16 protein-coding genes are annotated in these 19,419 nt (G+C 72.0%); 8 read left to right on the forward strand and 8 right to left on the reverse strand.

Features of this window, described 5'->3' with window-relative positions:
- Window positions 1-25: 25 nt before the first annotated feature.
- A complete protein-coding gene (locus tag ABEA93_RS10810; protein ID WP_345675176.1) occupies window positions 26-1,009 on the forward strand; it encodes an STM4015 family protein in 984 nt (327 codons plus the stop codon).
- Between the two features lie 419 nt (window positions 1,010-1,428).
- Here ABEA93_RS10810 and ABEA93_RS10815 read toward each other — a convergent pair whose 3' ends face one another.
- The 3 genes from ABEA93_RS10815 to ABEA93_RS10825 form a co-directional block, all read right to left on the reverse strand.
- Window positions 1,429-2,289: an SCO6745 family protein gene (locus ABEA93_RS10815; protein ID WP_345675177.1), complete on the reverse strand. Its 861-nt coding sequence runs from the start codon at window positions 2,287-2,289 to the stop codon at window positions 1,429-1,431.
- A 972-nt stretch (window positions 2,290-3,261) separates the two neighbouring features.
- A complete protein-coding gene (locus ABEA93_RS10820; RefSeq protein WP_345675178.1) occupies window positions 3,262-3,945 on the reverse strand; it encodes a TetR/AcrR family transcriptional regulator in 684 nt (227 codons plus the stop codon).
- 84 nt (window positions 3,946-4,029) lie between these two features.
- On the reverse strand, window positions 4,030-5,454 hold the full coding sequence (locus ABEA93_RS10825; protein WP_345675179.1) for an MFS transporter: 1,425 nt from the start codon (window positions 5,452-5,454) through the stop codon (window positions 4,030-4,032).
- Window positions 5,455-5,631: 177 nt separating this feature from the next.
- Here ABEA93_RS10825 and ABEA93_RS10830 point away from each other — a divergent pair, with 177 nt between their 5' ends.
- The 4 genes from ABEA93_RS10830 to ABEA93_RS10845 all read left to right on the forward strand — a co-directional run bounded on the left by ABEA93_RS10830 (window position 5,632) and on the right by ABEA93_RS10845 (window position 9,699).
- Window positions 5,632-6,117 (forward strand): winged helix-turn-helix transcriptional regulator, encoded by a 486-nt coding sequence (locus tag ABEA93_RS10830; protein WP_345675180.1) that lies wholly within the window; start codon window positions 5,632-5,634, stop codon window positions 6,115-6,117.
- A 235-nt stretch (window positions 6,118-6,352) separates the two neighbouring features.
- Entirely contained in the window at window positions 6,353-6,781 is a 429-nt protein-coding gene (locus tag ABEA93_RS10835) for a type II toxin-antitoxin system Rv0910 family toxin (protein ID WP_345675181.1), read from the forward strand.
- A gap of 234 nt (window positions 6,782-7,015) precedes the next feature.
- A complete protein-coding gene (locus ABEA93_RS10840; RefSeq protein ID WP_345675182.1) occupies window positions 7,016-8,341 on the forward strand; it encodes a M16 family metallopeptidase in 1,326 nt (441 codons plus the stop codon).
- Window positions 8,338-9,699 (forward strand): M16 family metallopeptidase, encoded by a 1,362-nt coding sequence (locus ABEA93_RS10845; RefSeq protein ID WP_345675183.1) that lies wholly within the window; start codon window positions 8,338-8,340, stop codon window positions 9,697-9,699. The genes ABEA93_RS10840 and ABEA93_RS10845 overlap by 4 nt, the downstream gene beginning before the upstream one ends.
- Before the next feature lie 4 nt (window positions 9,700-9,703).
- On the opposite strand, the gene ABEA93_RS10850 is transcribed toward ABEA93_RS10845, so the two are convergent.
- Together ABEA93_RS10850 and ABEA93_RS10855 are read right to left on the reverse strand one after the other, a co-directional pair.
- Window positions 9,704-10,402: a hypothetical protein gene (locus ABEA93_RS10850; RefSeq protein ID WP_345675184.1), complete on the reverse strand. Its 699-nt coding sequence runs from the start codon at window positions 10,400-10,402 to the stop codon at window positions 9,704-9,706.
- 91 nt (window positions 10,403-10,493) lie between these two features.
- Entirely contained in the window at window positions 10,494-10,913 is a 420-nt protein-coding gene (locus ABEA93_RS10855; protein ID WP_345675185.1) for an ankyrin repeat domain-containing protein, read from the reverse strand.
- A 126-nt stretch (window positions 10,914-11,039) separates the two neighbouring features.
- On the opposite strand from ABEA93_RS10855, the gene ABEA93_RS10860 reads away from it, so the two are divergent.
- Both ABEA93_RS10860 and ABEA93_RS10865 read left to right on the forward strand, forming a co-directional pair.
- Window positions 11,040-11,702, forward strand: coding sequence for an O-methyltransferase (locus ABEA93_RS10860; protein WP_345675186.1), 663 nt, complete (start codon window positions 11,040-11,042; stop codon window positions 11,700-11,702).
- A 50-nt stretch (window positions 11,703-11,752) separates the two neighbouring features.
- Window positions 11,753-12,979: a helix-turn-helix domain-containing protein gene (locus ABEA93_RS10865; protein WP_345675187.1), complete on the forward strand. Its 1,227-nt coding sequence runs from the start codon at window positions 11,753-11,755 to the stop codon at window positions 12,977-12,979.
- Window positions 12,980-13,329: 350 nt separating this feature from the next.
- Here ABEA93_RS10865 and ABEA93_RS10870 read toward each other — a convergent pair whose 3' ends face one another.
- Complete coding sequence (locus tag ABEA93_RS10870; protein ID WP_345675188.1) at window positions 13,330-16,071, reverse strand: DUF6493 family protein; 2,742 nt, start codon at window positions 16,069-16,071, stop codon at window positions 13,330-13,332.
- Entirely contained in the window at window positions 16,068-17,432 is a 1,365-nt protein-coding gene (locus ABEA93_RS10875; protein ID WP_345675189.1) for an SWIM zinc finger family protein, read from the reverse strand. The genes ABEA93_RS10870 and ABEA93_RS10875 overlap by 4 nt, the downstream gene beginning before the upstream one ends.
- Window positions 17,433-17,754: 322 nt before the next feature.
- On the opposite strand from ABEA93_RS10875, the gene ABEA93_RS10880 reads away from it, so the two are divergent.
- A complete protein-coding gene (locus ABEA93_RS10880) occupies window positions 17,755-18,621 on the forward strand; it encodes a helix-turn-helix domain-containing protein (RefSeq protein WP_345675190.1) in 867 nt (288 codons plus the stop codon).
- A gap of 173 nt (window positions 18,622-18,794) precedes the next feature.
- Here ABEA93_RS10880 and ABEA93_RS10885 read toward each other — a convergent pair whose 3' ends face one another.
- Entirely contained in the window at window positions 18,795-19,031 is a 237-nt protein-coding gene (locus ABEA93_RS10885; RefSeq protein WP_345675191.1) for a DUF397 domain-containing protein, read from the reverse strand.
- Window positions 19,032-19,419: the final 388 nt, after the last annotated feature.

Here is a 19,419-nt window from a genome sequence, read left to right on the forward strand (position 1 = left end):
ACACCACCGCGAAGGACGCCCCGCCATGGACACCTACGGGCACGAGAACACCTTCGGCAGCCTGCCCGTCGCCCGCCTGCAGGACCTTCCGAACCCGGACGACACCCGTCGCGGCGACGCCCCCACCTCGGACCCGCAGCCGCTGCCCGCCGCGCACGAGGCCGCCTGGAACCTGCGCATACCGGCGTACCGGCCGCCCGAGACCTTCCCCGAGCATTTCGCGCGCTTCGTCGCCGCGGTCGACATCACGCAGGTGAGCGCGATCGTCATCGGATGCTGGGGCGGAGGAGACGCGAGTTCGCGCATCGTCGTCGACGAACTGGTCGCGCATGCCGACCGGTTGCCTGCGCTTCGCCACCTGTTCCTCGGCGACATCTGGTTCGAGGAGAACGAGATCTCCTGGATCCAGCAGAGCAACATCACGCCGCTGCTGCGGGCGTTCCCCCGCCTGGAGACGCTGATCGTCAAGGGCGGCTCGATGCTCGTCCTCGACCCCGTCGAACACACGGCGCTGCGGCACCTGGAGTTCCAGAGCGGCGGTCTCCCCGACGACGTGGTGCGCGCCGTCGGCGCGTCGGTGTTCCCGGCCCTGGAATCCCTCGAACTGTGGCTCGGCGTCGAGGAGTACGGCGGCGACGCCACCATCGCCGACCTGGCCGGCATCCTCGAAGGACGCGGACTGCCCGCACTCACCACCCTCGGCCTGATGAACAGCGAGATCCAGGACGAGATCGCCGCCGCCGTCGCCGCGGCCCCGATCGTGTCCCGCCTGCGCCGGCTCGACCTGTCGATGGGCACGCTCGGCGACGAGGGCGCCGAGGCACTGCTCACCGGGCAGCCGCTGACCCACCTCGATCAGCTTTTCGTCGGCCACCACTTCATGACCAAGCGCATGCGCGACCGCTTGGCGGAGGCCCTTCCCGGCATCGTCCTCGGCCTCGACGAGGTCGAGGAGGAAGAGGACATGGACGACGGCGAGGTCTGGCGCTACGTCGAGGTCTCGGAGTAGCCGGACCGCCCGCCCGCCGATACCCGGGCCTGGTCCCGAAGCCGGTCACACGTCGGTGCTCGCTGTCGTTCCGCGCGGGTGCGGCTGGGCGCGCGGCGCAAGCGTCCGTCGATGTCGAGGTGTCCCGGCGGCCGGCCGTTCAGGAGGCTCTTCCAGCGCCGGGGTCAGCCGGTGGCGGATGGCCAACCTGCCGAGCATCCGGTCGCCTTCGGACCGGCGGGTCGACGTCTTCAACGAACCATGGCAGAGGAGTGCCGCGGTCCCGGCGGAACTCGGCCACCGCCGCCACGAACGACACACGCAGCCTGGCGGTCGGATCGAGCAGTTCGGGCACCGGTTCATGATGCCGCCCTTGCCGCCGGACGGACATCCGGCGGTGACCTCTCGGGCGCGGTCGTTGCGCGGCTCCCGCGTCGGACCTACGGGCGTCCCACGCCGATCGGGTTCGGCAGCGGGATTTCGGACGTGTCGAAGAGGTGGCGGGACAGAGGCGCCGCGAGGGCGATGGCTTCCTCGACCGCGTACTCGCCGAGGGTGCGGACGGGGGCGGAGGCCAGGCGGTTGGTGGCTTCCTCCACGGCAGTGCGGAGCGCGATGCCGGATTCGGTGAGGTTCCCGTCGGTGTCGACGACGCCGCGGCCGATCAGGTCGACGAGGGCGCGTTCCCACTGCTTTTCGGTCCACCCGCGGCTGATCTGGACGCGTTGGCCGTCCGTCAGCCCGGTGGCGCTGTGGGTGATGGAGGCCTGCAGGCCGTCGAGGCCGTGGTCGACGGAGGCGAGGACGTGGCCGTCGCCGCGGTGTTCGCGCAGCACGGTGGCGGCGAGCCACGCGCGCAGGCGCGGGTGCGCGTCGTCGGGGAGCCGGACGCCGGACCACCCCGCGGCGAGCGGGCGGGCGCCGAAGTCGCAGCCTCCGGCGGCGTGTTCGAGGAGCGTGGCGAGCCGGGTGAGGTCGGCGTCCTCGGGCAGTGCGCGGGCCAGGGCCCGGTCGACGGCTTCGAGGCGGCTGGCGAGGACCGCGCGCGGGGTGGCGAAGTCCCACGCGTCGGGCAGCGCGCGGCTGACCTTGGCGGGCGCGAAGCCGAAGAACATCGCGGTCACCGCCTCGGGGCCGACCGCGCCGAGGGGCGCGGCACGGCCCGCGAAGTAGCTCATGTACCAGCCCTTGAGCCCGACGGCCGCGGCGGCGTCGGCGACTTCCGGCGCGAAGTAGACGACGGCGTGGAGTGGCTCGACGGCGGTCCAGAGCCGGCGTGCGGGATGCGAGTCGACGGTCACGGGCCCTCCTGTGCTCGATGGTGGCGCCTCCCATTCTGCGCCGCGGCCCAGGCGCCACCGCGACCGGGGACCGGCCTCGGGCCGGAACACCGCGGCGGGACCCCGGCCGGAGCCGCGGACGAGGAAGCAGAAACGAGGCCGATCGGGACCCGGGCCGCCGGCCACGACCGGCGCAGCCACAGCTGAGGCCGGCAAGTGAGCCGTAGTCCTGAGACAGGTCAACCGAAGACACATCAACCGACCCCGGAGGACCCGGACCTGGCGAGCCGCTCCCAGGCCTGAGCCGGAGTCCGCGCGAGGGCAGGCCCGCACTCACCCGGCCGCGCCGGCCGCAGGTGCCCAGGCACTCGACCCGGGCAGGGCGTCGGTTCGGTACAGAAGCCGGGCGGAAGCGCAGCCGCGCCGCGCGGAGTGCCCGCGTTCGGCGGCACACACAGCCACACAACACCCGTCCCCGCATTCGGCGGCAGACATCGGCACGCAAGGCCCATGGCCGCAGCGTGCAGCACCAAGCCCGGACCTGCGCAGCCTGCTCGGTAGCGGCGGGGCCGGGTCCGTGGGGATGCCGCAGCGGCGTCATCACGGGCAGGTCCGCCCAACGCGCACGTGTCGTGGAGCGGGTGATCGCGGGCAGGTGGGGCGGAGGCGAGGTGACGGGTGCCGGAACAGGCCAGGCCCGATGCCGGTCGTTCTTCGGCACAGTGGGGTCCCCGCCACGCCGTGATCGATGCCGGAGCAGGCCCCACGTTGTTGGTAAGCGTTCGTCGGCACGGTGAAGGTCCGGCCCACATCGTCATCGGCGCCGGAACAAGCTCGGCCTCGGTGTCAATCCACACCTGCCCCGGCCGGGTGCGGGGCGGCGCGCCCAGCCGTGTCGTTCAGGGGTGTCCGACCGGATGCGCGGCGGCAGCGCATCCGACGAGGCAGGTCAGGGGCAGTTCGGAGACAGGTCGGAGACAGGTCGGCGGTCGGTCAGGGGGTCTGTGTCTGCCCCGGGGCCGTGGCCCGGATCAGGCACTGCAGGACCTCGAGTACCTCGGCGTTCAGGTCGTCCGGGTCCCGTTCGGCGAGGCCGGATGCGGGGACGAGGTAGCTGGACAGGAGGCTCCAGCCGAGCACGGTCAGCACCGAGGTCGCGGCGATGACGCGCGGGTCGAAGGCGGTCCGGGTGGACGGCGGGGGCAGGGTGCCGGCCGCGGACTGGGTCCACTCGTGTTCGATGAGTTCGCGGAGTTTGCGGATGCCGGGGGTTTCCGATTCGAAGACCTGGGAGCTGTCGCTTTCCAGGACCGCGAAGGCCAGCATGCGGGCGAAGGCGCGCGGGTCGTGGGCCAGGATGGCGAGGGCGGTGGCGGAGTCGGCGACGTCGTCGAGGACGCGTTCGCCGCGCTCCGCGGACATCCGGAAGACGGCGGCGAGGACGCCTTCCTTGGTCCCGTAGTAGTGGTGGATCAGCCCGTAGTTGACCCCCGCGTGCCGGGCGATTTCGCGCAGCGAGACGGCGGCCGGGCCGCGTTCGCGGAAGAGTTCCACGGCGGACGCGAGGATCTTCTCGGCGGCGTTCGGCGGGCCGGGGGTTCGGGGCGAGCGGGTCGCGCCGGACGGGCGGCGGGGCCGCCCGGCGCGTGCGGAGTGCTCCGCGGGGTCGTTCGTCATGCGCCAAGTCTGCTGGACGGAAGCCATCGGCGGACCGTTACCGGGGGGACAAGTGGATCTTGGTGAACGACCCCTGACGCAGCATCAACCCACCCCGACCTCCTCCCCCGCCTCCTCCCCCGCCTCCGCCGCCGCCCGCGCGGGCGTCTCCGCCCGGCGCCCGATCAGGAGCGCGACGGCGGAAGCCGCCAGCGACACCCCCGCCAGCAGGTACCAGACGTGCGTGAAGCCGTCCGGAGAGGAAGACGACCCCAGCAGCAGCACCGTCACCGAGACCCCCAGCACCGCGCCGAGCTGCCGCAGCATCGTCACCATGCCCGACCCTGTCGCGGCATGGCCGGCGGGCAACGCGGTGGCCGCGGCGGCGACCAGGGTCGGGAGCATCAGGCCTACGCCGAGCCCGGACAGGAGCAGGCCCGGGAGCATCCCGGCCGCATAGGTCCGGTCGACGTCGAGGCAGAGCGCCCACAGCAGCATCCCTACCGCGAAGACGGCGCCGCCCGCGGCGGCCAGCCGGCCGGCACCGAGTCGCGGTGCCCACTTCCCGGCCAGGACGGCGGTCGGCGGAACGAGCAACGGGCCCGGAGTGAAGGCGAGTCCGGTGGTGAGGGCGGTCCAGCCCCACACCTCCTGGCACCACAACGTGATGCCGAGCAGCATGCCCGCGAAAGCGATGCCGAACAGGACCGACGCCACCCCGGCCACGGAGAAGTCGCGGACCCGGAGGACGGCCGGTTCGACGAGCGGGCGCGGATGCCGGGCCGTGCGGGCCGCGAACCACACACCGAGGAGGAGGAACGCGGCCAAGGCGGTGAGCACCCGCGGCGAGCCCCAGCCCCAGTCCTCGGCTTTGACCAGGCCCAGGGCCAGGGCCGCGACAGCGGCGACGAACACGAGCGCGCCGTACAGGTCGGGCATCGGGGTGCGCGCGGCTGCGGTCGACCGCGGCAGCACCCGGGTGCCGGTCGCGACGGCCGCGATGCCGATGGGCACGTTGACGAGGAACACCCAGCGCCAGCCCGGTTCGACGAGCAGCCCGCCGAGGACCGGGCCCAGCGCGGCGGCAAGCCCTCCGACCGCGGCCCAGGCGCGGACCACCGCGGCGCGGCGTTCCGGCGGTGTCGTGGTGAGCAGAAGTCCGAGGGACGCGGGGACGAGCACCGCCGCCCCAGCGGCCTGCAGCAGCCGTGCGGCGACCAGCCACGCGACGCCCGGCGCGGCGGCGCACAGGGCCGAGGCGAGGGTGAACAGAGCGGTGCCGCGGAGGAAGGCCGCACGGTGGCCGCTGCGGTCGGCGAGGCGTCCGGCGGGCACGAGCAGGGCCGCGAAGACGACCGCATAGCCGTTGAGGACCCACGACAAATCGGCCAGATCCGCGCCGGACCAGGTGCGGGCCATCGCGGGCACGGCGACGTTGACGATGAACAGGTCGAGGTTGACCAGGACGACACCGGAGAACACCACGGCGGCGACCGGTCCCCGGGCAGGCGGGGCGGCGGATTGGGACACGGATCCCCCAGAAGGGCGTGGTAGAGGAACGCCGGCGAAGGGCGCGGGCAAAGACCCACGAGCGAGTTTCATCAAACAACTCACTCACGACGCGCCCACCGTAGAGACACCGGGTCTTTTCACGCAACCCACTCGGCCGAGATGAGTTCCGTCAAACAACCCACTACCCTCGGTCCCATGCGCCGCAAGAGCTTCGAAGACATGCCGTGCTCGATCGCCCAGTTTCTGGAGGTCGCCGGCGAATGGTGGACGATGCTCGTGGTCCGCGACGCGTTCTTCGGGGTGACCAGGTTCGACGACTTCCAGAGCCGGCTCGGCATCTCCCGCAACGTGCTCACCCAGCGCCTCGAACACCTGGTGGAGCAAGGGGTGTTGGCGCGTGAGGCGTACCAGGACAATCCGCCGCGGTACGACTACCGGCTGACCCCCAAGGGCCGCGCGCTGTGGCCGGTACTGACCGCGATGCGGCAGTGGGGCGACGTGTGGGCGGCGCCGGACGGGCCGCCGGTCGTGGTGACGCACGCAACGTGCGGGCAGGCGACCACGGCCGTGATGGTGTGCGACCACTGCGGAGAGGCGCTGGACGGTTCCGGGCTCACCGTCTCACCGGGCCCGGGGGACCCGGACGGCACGGTCCTGCCGCCCCGTCTGCACGGCGCCTGAGGGCCGGCCGCACACCGCCGAAACCCTTGTACGGCCCGCACTCGGACCGACACCGACACCATTGACTGTGCCAAATATCGGCGGTAGCTTCGCGGCATCCGGTCCGACGGGGGTTCGGCTGTGCGCGCCGGTACACGCGCAATCCCTCCTCGATGGACCACTCGCACCACCCGGAACTGCGATAACCGCACGCGGCGGTCCGCCCGCCCCCGTGCCGAGCAGAAGGACCATGCGCATGCCTGTCATCAACGAGCAGATCGAGATCGCCGCCAAGCCGGACGCGGTCTGGGCCCAGCTGACGAACTTCGCCGACTTCGGCAAGTGGATGGTCCCGCACGTCGAGTTCCCGGCGGGCGGCCCCGAGAAGCTCGAAGCCGGCGTCGCGTACGACGAGAAGATGAAGCTCATGGGCTTCCCGGCGGACATCAAGTGGACGATCAAGAACGTCGAGGAGGGCGTCCGCTTCGACCTCGACGGCAAGGGCCCGATGGGCGTCAGCATGATCGAGTCGTTCATCGTCGAGGCGAGCGGCGAAGGCACGCTGTTCAAGATCGACTCCGAGGTCAAGGGCGGCGCGGTCTCGATGATGGCCGGCAAGGTCACCAAGGCCACGCAGGAGGCCCTGGTCGAGTCGCTGGCGAAGTTCCAGGCGCTGTTCGCCTGAACCCGAGCTGTTCCGGGTCCGGGTGCGGATCCGCGATGACTTCCGCGTGACCCATGACGGGGTCCGCGGCGTACCGGGTCGGCCCTCGCGGCCGGCCCGGTACGGGCGTATCCGGACAACCGCGCCCGAACACCGCCCCGCCAGGCGCGACCTGCTGGAATACTGATCGTCCGAGTGGGCCGTCGGTGCGGGGCGCGGTGCCGTGCAGGGGCGTCCCGGAAGGGACGATCCGCCGTGCCGCATACCGCCTTCCGGTGGCCCATCCACCAGTCCGTGCTCCCGAACGGCCTGCGCGTGGTGGTCAGCCCCGATCCGTCCGTGCCCCTTGCCGCCGTCAACCTCTGGTATGACGTGGGCGCCCGCCACGAGCCGCCCGGCAAGCACGGATTCGCGCACCTCTTCGAGCACTTGATGTTCGAGGGTTCCGCACACGTCGCCAAGGGCGAGCACTTCGCTCTGATCCAGGCGTGCGGCGGCGACGCGATCAACGCCTCGACCAATCCGGACCGCACGAACTACTACCAGACCGTGCCGTCCGGGCAGCTCGAACTCGCGCTGTGGCTCGAGGCGGACCGCATGGGATCCCTCGGACTCACCCAGGAGACCCTGGACAACCAGCGCGACGTGGTCAAGAACGAGCGCCGCCAGCGGTACGACAACGTGCCGTACGGCCGCTGGTCCGAGGTCATGGTCGGCCTCGCCTACCCCGAGGGCCACCCCTACGCGCACTCCACGATCGGCTCGATGGCCGAGCTGGACAGCGCCTCGCTGGCCGACTTCACCGCGTTCCACGACACCTACTACGCGCCCGACAACGCCGTCCTCACCGTCGTCGGCGACGTCGATCCGGAGCGCGTCGCGGAGCTCGCCGAACGCTACTTCGGCCGCCTGGAACCGCGCGGCTCCGTCCCGCAGCCGGACGCCAAGCCGCTGCCGCGGCAGTTCGGCAGCCCGCAGCGCGTCACGCTCACCGAAGACGTGCCGATGCCGCGCATCTACCTGTGCCACCGCGGCCCGGCCTGGGGTTCCCCCGACGCACCCGCCGCCGAGTTGCTGACCACGGTCCTCGGCCGCGGCCGCGGATCGCGGCTGTACCGCACGCTGGTGAGCGAACGCCGGCTGGCGCAGGCCGAGTCCGGGTTCATGGCGGCGTGGGGCCTGATGCACTACCCGTCGATGGTGATGGGCGCCTGCGCGCCGCGCGTCGGCATCGAGCCCGACGCGGTGGTGGACGCGTACTTCGAGGTGTGCGACGACGCCGTCCGCGGCGGCCTCGAACCGGAGGAACTCGACCGGGCCCGCGCGATGATCACCGCCGACTGGTTCCGCGAACTCGCCACCGTCAACAGCCGCGCCGACACCCTCGGCCAGTACGCCACCCGGTTCGGCGACGCGGAAGCCGTCCGGAACCGCATCGCCCTGCTCGACGCCGTGACCCTCGACGACATCGCCCGCGTCGCCGCCGAGACGTTCCGCGACGACAACCGCATCGTGCTGACCTACCTGCCCGCCGCATCCGCCGCCGGGACGGCCGACGAAGCCGAGGAGAGCGCCGCATGACCGCCGAACGCCTGGTGGCCGAACGCCCCACGGGCACCGCGCCGCGCCCCTACGTGTTCCCCGACGTCCGCCGCATCGCCGTCCCCGGCGGCGGCGAGATCGTCGCCGCGCACCTGCCCGGACGCCCCATCGCCTGGGCGGGCCTCGTCATGGAGTGCGGCGCCCTGCACGACCCCGCCGGCCTGGACGGCCTGGCCCGGGTGACCGGCGGGCTGCTCGACGAGGGGACCCGCTCGTACACCGCCGACGAATTCGGCCTCGCCGTCGAAGGCCTCGGCGCCCGCTGGACGTGGAGCCACGACTGGGAGACCCAGAGCATCGGCATCGACGTGCCGGTCGCGCTGCTCGGCGCGGGCGTGGACCTGCTCGCCGAGGCCGTCCGCCGCCCCGCGTTCACCGACGCGGACGTGGAACGCTTCCTCGCCGACGTCGCCACCTCGCTCCAGCACGCCTGGTCGCAGCCCGGCACCCGGTCCCAGCAGGCCTACCGGCGCGCCCTGTTCGGTCCGGAAAGCCGCTTCGGGCGGATGCTCGACGGCACGCCCACGAGCAACGCCCGCATCACCGGCGACGACATCCGCGGCTTCCACGCCAAGGTCATGACCGCGCCCGGCACGCTGCTGGTCGCCGCCGACCTGGACGCGGTCGACCTGGACGCGCTGGCCGCCGCGGTGTTCGCCGACGCCCCCGGCGCCTCCGGCCCGGCGGACGTGCCCGCGATGCCGGAACCGCCCTCCGAGGTGCGGGTCTTGCTCGTCGACCGGCCCGGCGCCGTGCAGTCGGTGCTGCGCATGGGCCACACCGGTCCGCCGCGGTCCACGCCCGACCTGGTGGCGATCGACCTGTTCGCGGAGGTGCTGGGCGGGTCGTTCACGTCCCGCCTCAACCACCAGCTGCGCGAGGTGAAGGGCTACACCTACGGCGCGGGCGCGTCGTTCCTGCACGGCCGCCGCATCGGCACCTTCACCGTCGCCGCGTCCGTGCACACCGAAGTGACCGCCGACGCCGTCACCGACGCCCTCGCCGAGGTCCGCAGGATGCGCGAAGCCGGCATCACCGAAGACGAGTTCACCACCACCCGCGCGCACGTGCTGGGCAGCATGCCGATCCACCTGCAGACGCCGCGCGGCATCGGCGCCCGGCTGCGCGAAGCGGTCGTGCACGGGCTGCCGGACGACCACGTGACCCGCGAATACGCCGAGGTCGTCGCGGCCTCCCGGGACGACGCCAACGCGGCCGCGGGACGCTACCTGCGCCCGGACGCGCTGACCATCGTCGTCGAAGGCGACGCGGCCGTCGTCGAACCGGGTTTGGAAGCGGCCGGGTTCGCGGTGACGCGGGTCGTCCCCGAGGAGTAGGGGTTCACTCGCCGGGTGCCTGCCGCACGTACTGCTGGCGGTAGGCGCTCCACACCGCCGGGCCCAGCCCTGGGCCGACGCCCGGCGGCAACGGCCAGATCGGCCCTTGGAGTTCGCAGAGGATGAGGTGACGGCCCTCGCCGGCATCGAACCAGCGGACGCCGACCACCCCGGCGGCCCGGAGCAACGCGGGCGCGGCCTCGTCGTCCAGCCAACGCCGGACGACGGGCCCTTCGCCCTGCACCGCCAGGTGCAGCAGCTTCTCGCCCGCCGGGAACAGCCGCGCGGCGGACACCCCGGGCCAGCGGTGGCATTCCCGGGCCACCAGCCGCCCGGCCGCCTCGCCGTCCGCCAGACCGGGGTCGGCCCCGGTGGCCGCCATTGCCCGGAACGCGGCGGTTCCCGGGATGCCCGGATGCTTGAGGTCGTAGAGCGTCAGGTAGCGGGCCGGGTCCGGTAACGCCCCCGGCTCGGCGACGATGTCCGGCTCCGCGCCCGCGAAGGCGCCCGCGAGTTCGAGGCGGCGGACCCGGCGCACGCCCGGGACGCGCAGCACCAGCCCGTGGTAGCGGTCGCTCCACGGCGTGAGCGATCCGTCGATCGCTTCGGGCAGGTCCGACCGCACGTGCAGCAGGCCCGCCCCGAACGTGAACCGGGCCGCGAAACCGGCGGGGTGCTCCCCCGCCTCCCATGCGCCGCTCATGGCCACCGCCTCCGCTCGGCGTCGTGGCTGGGTTCCGGGTCCCGGGCCGGTGCTCGGCCGACCCGGAATCCGGTCGCTTGGCGCGGACTACCTACCCGGCCGGGCGCGAAAGCATGTCCTGCTTGCCGAACATCCGTGCCGTGTCGGCCGCGGACGGCGATCCCGCGTCCGGGTCGGCACCCGCGTCGAGCAGCGCGCGGGCGATCTCCGGCTCGTTCTTGAACACCGCGCCGGCCAAGGGGGTCTGGCCGCGGTCGTTGGCCTTGTTCGCGTCGGCACCGCGCTTGAGCAGCACCTGCACGGACGCCACGTGGCCGTGGTACGCGGACAGCATGAGCAGCGTGTCGCCCGCCTCGTTGGCCAGGTCGACGGGCAGGCCCGCGTCGACGTAGCTGGCGAGCATCTCGGCGTCGCCGGCCCGCGCGGCGCCGAAGACGCGCGCGGCGAGGTCGGCCATCGCCGCCTCGTCCTCCGTATCGGGCTGGAAGGGTTCGTTCTTGTCGCCGGTCATGACCGCTCCCGTTCGTTGGCTCGCCGTGGGGCTCTCGCGCCCATCCTGTCCCACCGGCGCGTATGCCGGACCGAACGACCCGGCGGCTGGCAGGATCGAGGCGCCCGAGGCCCCGTGGGAGGAACGATGGACACGTCCAAGAACGTCCGGATCACCGACGAGCTGTACACCTACATTCTCGACCACTCCACGCCCCCCGACCCGGTGCAGGCGGAGCTGATCGAGCGCACGCACCGGTCGTTCGCGGGCCCGTCCGGCATGCAGATCCCCCCGGAGCAGGGCACGTTCCTGAGCATCCTCACCGCGCTCGTCGCCCCGCGGTTCGCGGTCGAGGTCGGCACCTTCACGGGGTACTCGTCGCTGGCGATCGCGCGGGCACTGCCCGAGGGCGGAAAACTGCTGTGCTGCGACGTGTCGGAGGAGTGGACGTCGGTCGCACGCGAGGCGTGGGAGAAGGCGGGCGTGGCCGACCGGATCGACCTGCGCATCGCCCCGGCGATCGAGACGCTCAACGCGCTGCCGAGCCACCCGCACATCGACTTGGCATTCGTCGACGCGGACAAGGACGGCTACGTCGGCTACTGGGAAGCCCTGATCCCGCGGATGACCCCGGGCGCGCTGGTGCTCGCGGACAACGTGCTCTTCGGCGGACATGTCGTGGACCCGGCGGCGACGGGGGCTCCGGCGGCCATCCGGCGGTTCAACGAGCATGTGAAGAAGGACCCGCGGGTGGAAGCGGTGATCCTGCCGGTGGCGGACGGGCTGACGGTGGCGCGGGTGAAGGGCTGAGGGGCGGCGTACGGTTGAAGGGCGATTGCGTGTTCTGAGGGGTGGCGCCGATGACCGGGACGCTGGGTGAGAACGTCCGAAGGCACCGGCGGGTGAGTGGCCTCAGCCAGGAAAGGCTGGCCGAGGCCGCTGGGTTGAGTGTCGGCACGGTGCGCAAGGTCGAACAGGGCAAGACCGTCGAGATGGCGACCCTGCACGCGCTCGCCCGGGCACTCGCCGTGCCGACGTCGGAGCTGCTGGCCGCAGATGCCCCGGAGCCGGTGGACGGCGACGACCCGAACCGGCTCCACCTCGTCGCCTTGCGGAAGGCGTTGACACCGCCGGTCGGCCTGGTGCCGGTCGGCAGACCGCGCGACGAGGCACCAGAGTTGTCGGCGCTGGAACGTTCGGCGGTCGAACTCGGGCGGCTCTACCACGCAGACCGCTATCAGAGCGTCGCCCAGCGCTTGCCCCGGTTGGTGGCGGAGGCGAACCGCGCGGTGGATGGCGACGACCCCGACCGGGCGCTGGTCGCCCGCTCGCAAGTCCTGGAACTTGCCGGGCGGTTCCTCACCCAGACGAGGCACTACGACCTGGCCTACCACGCGCTGGCCGGGGCGATCGCGGACGCGCGGAACGCCGGTAACGATATGACGGCCGCATCCGGGGTGAACGGCCTGGCGTGGCTACTGCTGCGCCAAGGCCGGTTCGACGACGCCGAGTCGCTCGCCGCGACGACGGCCGACGTCGTGGAGCCACGGGTTTCGCAGGCCTCGCCGGAACGGCTGGCCGCGTGGGGATGGCTGGCGTTGCGGGCCTCTGCCGCGGCGGCACGCAACAACCGGCCCGCCGAGGCGGAGGAGTATCAGCGCGTGGCGATGACCGCCGCCGTGGCCGTCGGCGCCGAATACCACGACCCGCGGCACCCTTGGTCGCGTTTCGGACCTGTCACCGTCGCCATGAAAGCCGTCGAAGCGGTCATGATCACCGGCGACGCGCGCAGCGCCCTGCGGCAGTCGGACGAGGGCCCGCTGAGCGACTACGGCCGCCGCCGCGCCGGCCGGCCCAACAGCGACAACTGGCACCGCCACCGCCTCGACGTCGCACAAGCCCACACCGTGCTCGGCGACCACCAGCAGGCGATGGACGAACTCGCCTACGTACGCGCCCGCTCCCCTGAGTGGCTCCGCCACCAGACGATGGCCAGAGGCGTGCTGCGCGACGTCCTCCGTAAGCGAAAGCGCACGCTGACCGGCGAGATGCGCGACATGGCGGTGTTCTTGGACGTGACCGGTTAGCGGCCACCTTGGGCAGAACCGCCTTCCCGAACTACCACGCGGCGTGGCAGTTCGGTCGGGCGCGCTCCCGAACTGCCACGCGGGCGGCCTGGGGCCGTGCGCGGTCGGCTTCTAGCGTCACAGGCAGCCTTCCAACCAGTCGGGGAGCCTGCCATGACCGCCGCCCAACGTTTGCCTCGCACCGCGCGCATGACCATCCGGGTCTACTCGATCGACCCCGCCACCGGCGCCACCACGCCCCTGCGCCCCACCACCGAGACTCTCTCCGGGTGGGCGCTCGCGCTTCCCCCTCCTCCGATGTCCGGGTATCCGCCATGCCGTTGCCCGCGGTGTCCGGTCGACCGCCTCGACTAACCCGCGAGGACCGTCTCCAGACGCCGAGCTTCGACGGCGATACGGGACGTGCCCTTCTTCACGTACGGCTCCAGCCCGGACAGGAACTGCCGCGCTCCCGACCGCGCCGCGCATTCCGCCGCGACCGCGAGCAGATCACCGAGTCCGGCAGGGCGTTCGCCGCGCAGGCCCGGGATCATGCCGGCCATTACGGCCCAGACGGCAGCGCTCGCGCCGCCGGCGACCGCCTGGCGCAGCGACTCGGCCAGGCGCGTCGTCCTGATGATGTCCATGCGGATCAATTCCGACAGGGTTCGGCCGAGATCGGCCCCGTTCCAGGCGTCCGTGCCGCGGCCGGCGAGAACGATCAGCCCGTCCACCGCGTGGGCGCGGTCGACGGCTTCGCGGGCCGCCAGGCCGTAGGCGAACGCCACCGCGATGCCGTCGCCGGCCTGGCCGTCCGCCGCCGCGAGCACCGGCAGGACGTCAAGGCCCGCACGCGGGTTGTCGACGGCGTGGGCGATGTTCAACGCCGCGTGTGCGGCGATCACGTCGCGGTGCCCCGGGGCAACCAGCGGCCAGCTCGACGCCTCCGGGAACCCCTGCCACGCCAAGGCCTGGAACTGCTTGACCGGCTGGTCCATTCCGCAAAGCGCCCGCGCGAGGACCCCGTCGGCGAACTGCTCCGGGACTTCACCCACCGTCGGCAGCAGGTGGTATCCGATGCGCTGCGTCTGCCAACGATTCCTGTTCACGGACTCCAGCACGGCCACATCGGGGGCCGTCATCCCGCCCGCGGCCATCACATCGGCCGCCCACTTCCCGGCCGGAGTGCCCAGCCGCTCGGCACGGGCCACCACCTCGGGGTCGATCGTCGACGGCATGCGCAGCAACGCCTGCTCCAAGTCGAGCGGCCACGGGTCGCGTCCGGCCGCCGCGCACTTCTCCAGCCCGCGCACGAACTCTGCCGGGTCGACGTATCCGCGGATGTCCGCCGGACGCGACAGGTAAGGCACCGGGAAGGGCGTCCGCAGCCGCTCCGCCGTCTCGAACAGCCTTCCGGCCAGGACCCGGTGCGGAGCGGCGAGATGCCCCGACACACTCCCGCGGCCGTTCTTGCCCTCCGGGGAAGCGAAGAGTTCCTCGAACCACCGCCGGCCCACCCGCCGGCCGCCCGCCGAGGCGACGACGGCGCTGCCGAGGCCCGCCGCCACGTCGACGTGGTCGTCCCGCCGGCCGAGGATCCCGGCCTCCTCCACGCGGTCCACCATCGGCCCCATCGTCGCGGCCAGCCCGCGGCGGTCGCGGGCGTGCTCGCGCAGCATCGCCGCGATGATGCGCTCGATCGTCCACGGGTCCTCGCTCGGCGTGTTGCGCGCGCCGGTCCACGACGAGCGCCGCCGTGCGGCGATGAACGCGGCAACCTCCGACACCAATTCGTCGAGGGACTCGATGTCCGGCGGCATCTCGGCCGGAACGTGGACCGGCGCGGCGTCGCCTTCCGGAGCGGCGTCCTCGACCGACTCCCCCAGCAGCTCCAGCACTCCCGCCCGGGCCGTCCCCGTCAGCATGTCCACCGCCGCCCGCAACTCCTCGCGCACCGGCTCCGCCTGCCCGTCCGCCAACTTCGGCAGATGCTTGGCGATGAACGCCAGCGCCCGATCCTGGATCCCGGTGTCCGGGTGGGCGAAGGCGGTGGCAGCTGCGGCGATCAGCACCCCGGCATGGTCGGCATGCCCCTTGACCGCCTTCCCCAGCCACGTGAACTGCGGCCGTAGCAGCTTCTTCTCCGAGCGGAACAGCACCGCCCTGGTGGCTTCCTCGACCTGCACGGCGGTGAGGCGGCCCGCCTCGTCGAGGCGGCGCAGCGTCACCTGCGCGACAACCGCGACGGTCGCCGGGGCGTCGGCCAACAGACGGAGGTAGGCCACGGCATGCGATGCGGCTTCGTCGTCGGTGACGTCCAGACCTTCGTACAGCGCCAGGAAGCCGCGCAGGTGGCGTGGCTCCGCGCCGCGCAGCATGCGCCCCAGGCAACGGTCGACGATTTGAGCGCGGTCGACGAGGCCCTCGTCGCAAAGCGTCCGCAAGGCGACTGCCCACGTTCGTTCGGGGACGTCCGTGTTGGCCCACATCTCCAGCTCTTCGCCGACCCCGTCGGTCGCGAAGATACGGGGGACCATCACCGGGGTGTAGCTGTCGGCGCGAAGCGAGTCGGCAAGCGACGGCACTTTGGTGTTGCGACCGTGGAAGGGCAGCCAGCCCGCCACGTAGGAGTCGGCACCCGGTGGCGGCCCGCCCGCGGCCCGGGCCAGGCGGTCCACCAGGAACCAGTTCTGCACCGACGTCCGCACGGTCATCCGCTGCGCCAGCCGCTCCGCGACGTTGCCGAGCCATTCCGGGTTCCGGTCGCGGATGATCTCGGCGACCGCCTTGTGCAGCGGATCCCGCCCTTCCGCCCCGAACACGAAGTCGCGCTTGGCGAGCCACTGTGCGATGCCCGCCGGGCCGCCGAGCACCGCCGGGCCCACGAGCTTGAGCATGCGCACATGCCGCCTGTGGGCGTCCCAGCCGAGTTCGCCGGTGCGCAGCGCCGCCTGGCGCTCCTTGAGGCCCGCGACAAGCATCTTGCGTTCCTTCTCTGGCATGCCGCGGAAGAGGACGGGCAGGGCGCCGATGGCGCCGCGACGCCAGGCCGCCTCGATGTCCTCCCACGTGACCGGCGTCCGCTCCCCGGCCGCCACCTCATCCCCGCTCACGCCGACACTCCCGCGTTCTCCCGCTCCCGCACCGCCATCTGCGCGCCGAGCAAGTGCTTGCAGGGCCCGCGTCCACCGCGATACTTGGCCCACCATTCGCACGTGCACGCTCCGTCTCCCGCCAGTCGCACCTGATAGGTCGCCCCGGACGGGCTCGCCACCACCGCCGTGCCGTCGCGCAGTTCGACGCGCTGTTCGGCGACGAGCCTGCGGGCGTCCCGCAGACGCGGGTTCATCGCCTCGGCGCGGCCGGTGTCGTACGGCAGTTCGCGGTGGAAATAGGCCGCTTCCGCGACGTCGTAGCCGACCCGGCCCGCAGTGCCGAGCCGCACCAGCGCGGCGCGCACGCGGTCGATACCCAGACCGGACTCGGTCGCCAGTTCGCCGAGTTCGATCCGCGGCTCCCAGGCCAGCAGTGCGGACACCAGGTCCGCGTCCGCGGCGCCGGAGGCGGACGCCAGGTCGCCGAGCACCGCGCCCTCACCGGAGAAGCCGCGCGCGGCGTCCGGGGACAGCGTCAGCGTCAGCCGCATGCCGGGCAGTTCGATCTCCCACGCGGACGCGACCGGCCCGGTGGGCGCGGGCGGGCCGTACACGCGCAGCGCGGTCGCGTGCCGCAGGACCCGGGCGAAGGTGCGCAGCCGGTCCGGGCCGGCCAGGCAGACCGCGCCGCGGGCCGGGCCGGAGGCGGCACGCAGGGCGCGGCCGACGGGCTTGAACCACAGCACCTGGCGGGAGTTCTTCGGGAGCGTCCGCAGGAAGCGGGTGGCTTCGACGCCGGTCATCTCCGCGCGCAGGTCGAACCGGGCCGCGATGACCTGCACTTCGGCGAAGCCGCGCAGCCAGCGGTCGGGCAGCGGGACCTTCTTCTCCACGACCGGGCCGTCGAAGGTGGTCACGGTCACGTCGTCCGGTCCGACGGCGACGTGCAAGGGTTCGCCGCCGCCGATCATCGCGAGGGCTTCGCGGAGCGGGGCGTTGACGTCGACGTTGGTCGTGCCGTTGCCGAGGATCTCGCCGTCGATGCCGCCCGGGAGGACGTCGAGGCGGGCGTAGACGCCGCCGCAGCCGGAGAACGACTCGAAGCGCAGCCGGTCGCCGTTGCCGGTGACCACCGGGTCGAGCGAAGCGCGGTTCTGCGGTTGGAAGTAGCGGGTCGCGGCGACGTCGGCGACGGCGAGGAGGCTGCCCGCGGCGGCCGCGGGGGCGGTGAGGAACCCGGTGAAGAACCGCGGATACGGCGCGAGTCCGTGCGAGGTGAGTCCGCCGCATGTCTCCAGGCCGAGCGACGGAGTTCCGCCGGGTTCGGTAAGCAGCGCGGAGGCACGCAGATAGGAATAGGACTGGACGAGGGAAGCCATGTCCGCAACGTACGGCGGGGCTCCGACACCACCCCCCGGGGGTTCCGATACGGCCACGGCCCTTGCGGACTCGGGTTGTTGGGAGAACCCTTGCCTTCGGCGCGCAACCTTTCGGCAGCTTCACGGGTCGGACAGAGATCAAGCACCCGTCGTGAGGCGGGCGCACGCGATCGGTTCGACACACCGTCGGGGTGATGGTCCGCACGAGTGATCGCGGACCGTAGGAAGATGGCGTGAAGCAACCGTTGATCCCGCGTTTGGGGGACACGCGAGATGGCGCTGTCATACTATGCGCTGGTCCATTCTGCCGGAGGTAGGACGTATGCCCACAGCGCAGCCGGGGAGCGGCTCGACGGTTCGCCGTATTCTCCTCGGTTCCCAGCTCCGCCGACTGCGCGAAGCCAAAGGCATTTCGCGGGAGGACGCGGGGTATGAGATCCGCGCCTCCGAATCGAAGATCAGTCGAATGGAGCTGGGCCGTGTCAGCTTCAAAGACCGCGACGTCGCGGACCTGCTGACGATGTACGGCGTGGACGACGAGACGGAGCGGGAAGCTCTCCTCAACCTGACCCGGGAGGCGAACGCCACGGGCTGGTGGCACAGTTACGGTGACATCCTGCCGAGCTGGTTCCAGGTGTACGTCGGCCTGGAAGAAGCGGCGTCGGTCATCCGTACGTACGAAGTCCAATTCGTTCCCGGTCTGTTGCAGACGCCGGACTACGCCCGCGCGGTGATCGTGGCGGGCCAGCCCACCGCGTCACCGGCCGAGGTGGAACGCCGCGTGGGCCTGCGGACGCAGCGTCAGCTCATCCTGGAGCGCCAGAAGCCGCCGCGGGTATGGGCGGTGCTGGACGAGGCCGCCCTGCGGCGGCCGATAGGCGGTCGCGAAGTGATGCGCGGCCAGATCCAGCACCTGATCGATTCCGCGGCACTGCCACACGTGACGATCCAGGTGATGCCGTTCCGTTTCGGCGCGCACGCCGCCGAAGGCGGGCCATTCACCCTGCTGCGTTTTCCGGAACCGGATCTTCCGGACGTCGTCTATCTCGAGCAGTTGACCAGTGCGCTGTATCTCGACAAGCGCGACGACGTCGACCAGTACACCGAGGTCATGGAGCGGCTGAGTGTCGACGGCCTTCCGCCGGACCGGAGTGTGGATCTCCTCGCGCGCATCCTCAAGGAGACCTGAGACAAGGCCGTCCGAGACAAGGCCGCCGGTGCGCAAGGCGGCCCCGAACACGGTGTCCTGAGACGCGGAAACGGACCGCCCCGAGGTGATCTCGGTGGCGGCCCGTCGGCGTTTTCATGCGGTCCTGGGCGGTTCCGGAACGGCCCGGTGTGCCGCGGCGCGGGTCAGGCGAGTCAGGCGATCAGGTTGTCGAAGTCGCCGTCCTTCGCGCCCAGGATGAGCGCGACGATCTCGGCGTGCGTGTAGATGAGCGCGGGGCCTTCGGGATAGCGCGAATTGCGCACGGCTATGTCGCCGCCGGGCAGCTTGGCCATCTCGACGCAGTTGCCCTGCGAGTTGCTCCGTCGGCTCTTCTGCCACGTCACTCCGTGCAAAGACCCGGCCGGCATCCCGTTGTGCGTTCCGTGCATGACATGTCTCCTGGACCTCTTGCCGGGCGAACCGGCGACGATTGCCCACCCCCGGTGGTACGACCTGTGCCGTTCGTCGCGTCCGGAGCTGCGCCGCGGGGGGTCCCGCACGGCTCGGCACCGTTCGCCGTGTCCCTGCCGTTTGTATCTGCACGTGCATCTGACCATGCAAATGCAGCGTACGAGCTGATGATAGCGCACGCCCCCGGGGCGCCACGCAAGCTCCGCGCGCGATATAGCGAGCATTACACCGGGAGCCTAAGAAAGGCTTAAAGAATCGCCGCGCGAGGCACTCGAAAGGGGCCACAACCAGCCTGGCACGGCAAATCGCCCATGCCGGGCGGCGGAAATCGGGACATTGTCGTACGGGGTTGCCCGGAAAACCCCG

It is taken from the genome of Yinghuangia aomiensis (genome assembly GCF_039542225.1).
GTDB classification, from domain to species: Bacteria; Actinomycetota; Actinomycetes; order Streptomycetales; family Streptomycetaceae; genus Yinghuangia; species Yinghuangia aomiensis.

Excerpts from the sequence above, each read along its gene's own strand:
- ABEA93_RS10810 (WP_345675176.1), top strand. The coding sequence starts at position 26 with ATGGACACCTACGGGCACGAGAACACCTTCGGCAGCCTGCCCGTCGCC.
- ABEA93_RS10820 (WP_345675178.1), bottom strand. The coding sequence starts at position 3,945 with ATGACGAACGACCCCGCGGAGCACTCCGCACGCGCCGGGCGGCCCCGC.
- ABEA93_RS10830 (WP_345675180.1), top strand. The coding sequence starts at position 5,632 with ATGCGCCGCAAGAGCTTCGAAGACATGCCGTGCTCGATCGCCCAGTTT.
- ABEA93_RS10835 (WP_345675181.1), top strand. The coding sequence starts at position 6,353 with ATGCCTGTCATCAACGAGCAGATCGAGATCGCCGCCAAGCCGGACGCG.
- ABEA93_RS10845 (WP_345675183.1), top strand. The coding sequence starts at position 8,338 with ATGACCGCCGAACGCCTGGTGGCCGAACGCCCCACGGGCACCGCGCCG.
- ABEA93_RS10850 (WP_345675184.1), bottom strand. The coding sequence starts at position 10,402 with ATGAGCGGCGCATGGGAGGCGGGGGAGCACCCCGCCGGTTTCGCGGCC.
- ABEA93_RS10855 (WP_345675185.1), bottom strand. The coding sequence starts at position 10,913 with ATGACCGGCGACAAGAACGAACCCTTCCAGCCCGATACGGAGGACGAG.
- ABEA93_RS10860 (WP_345675186.1), top strand. The coding sequence starts at position 11,040 with ATGGACACGTCCAAGAACGTCCGGATCACCGACGAGCTGTACACCTAC.
- ABEA93_RS10865 (WP_345675187.1), top strand. The coding sequence starts at position 11,753 with ATGACCGGGACGCTGGGTGAGAACGTCCGAAGGCACCGGCGGGTGAGT.
- ABEA93_RS10875 (WP_345675189.1), bottom strand. The coding sequence starts at position 17,432 with ATGGCTTCCCTCGTCCAGTCCTATTCCTATCTGCGTGCCTCCGCGCTG.
- ABEA93_RS10880 (WP_345675190.1), top strand. The coding sequence starts at position 17,755 with ATGCCCACAGCGCAGCCGGGGAGCGGCTCGACGGTTCGCCGTATTCTC.
- ABEA93_RS10885 (WP_345675191.1), bottom strand. The coding sequence starts at position 19,031 with ATGCACGGAACGCACAACGGGATGCCGGCCGGGTCTTTGCACGGAGTG.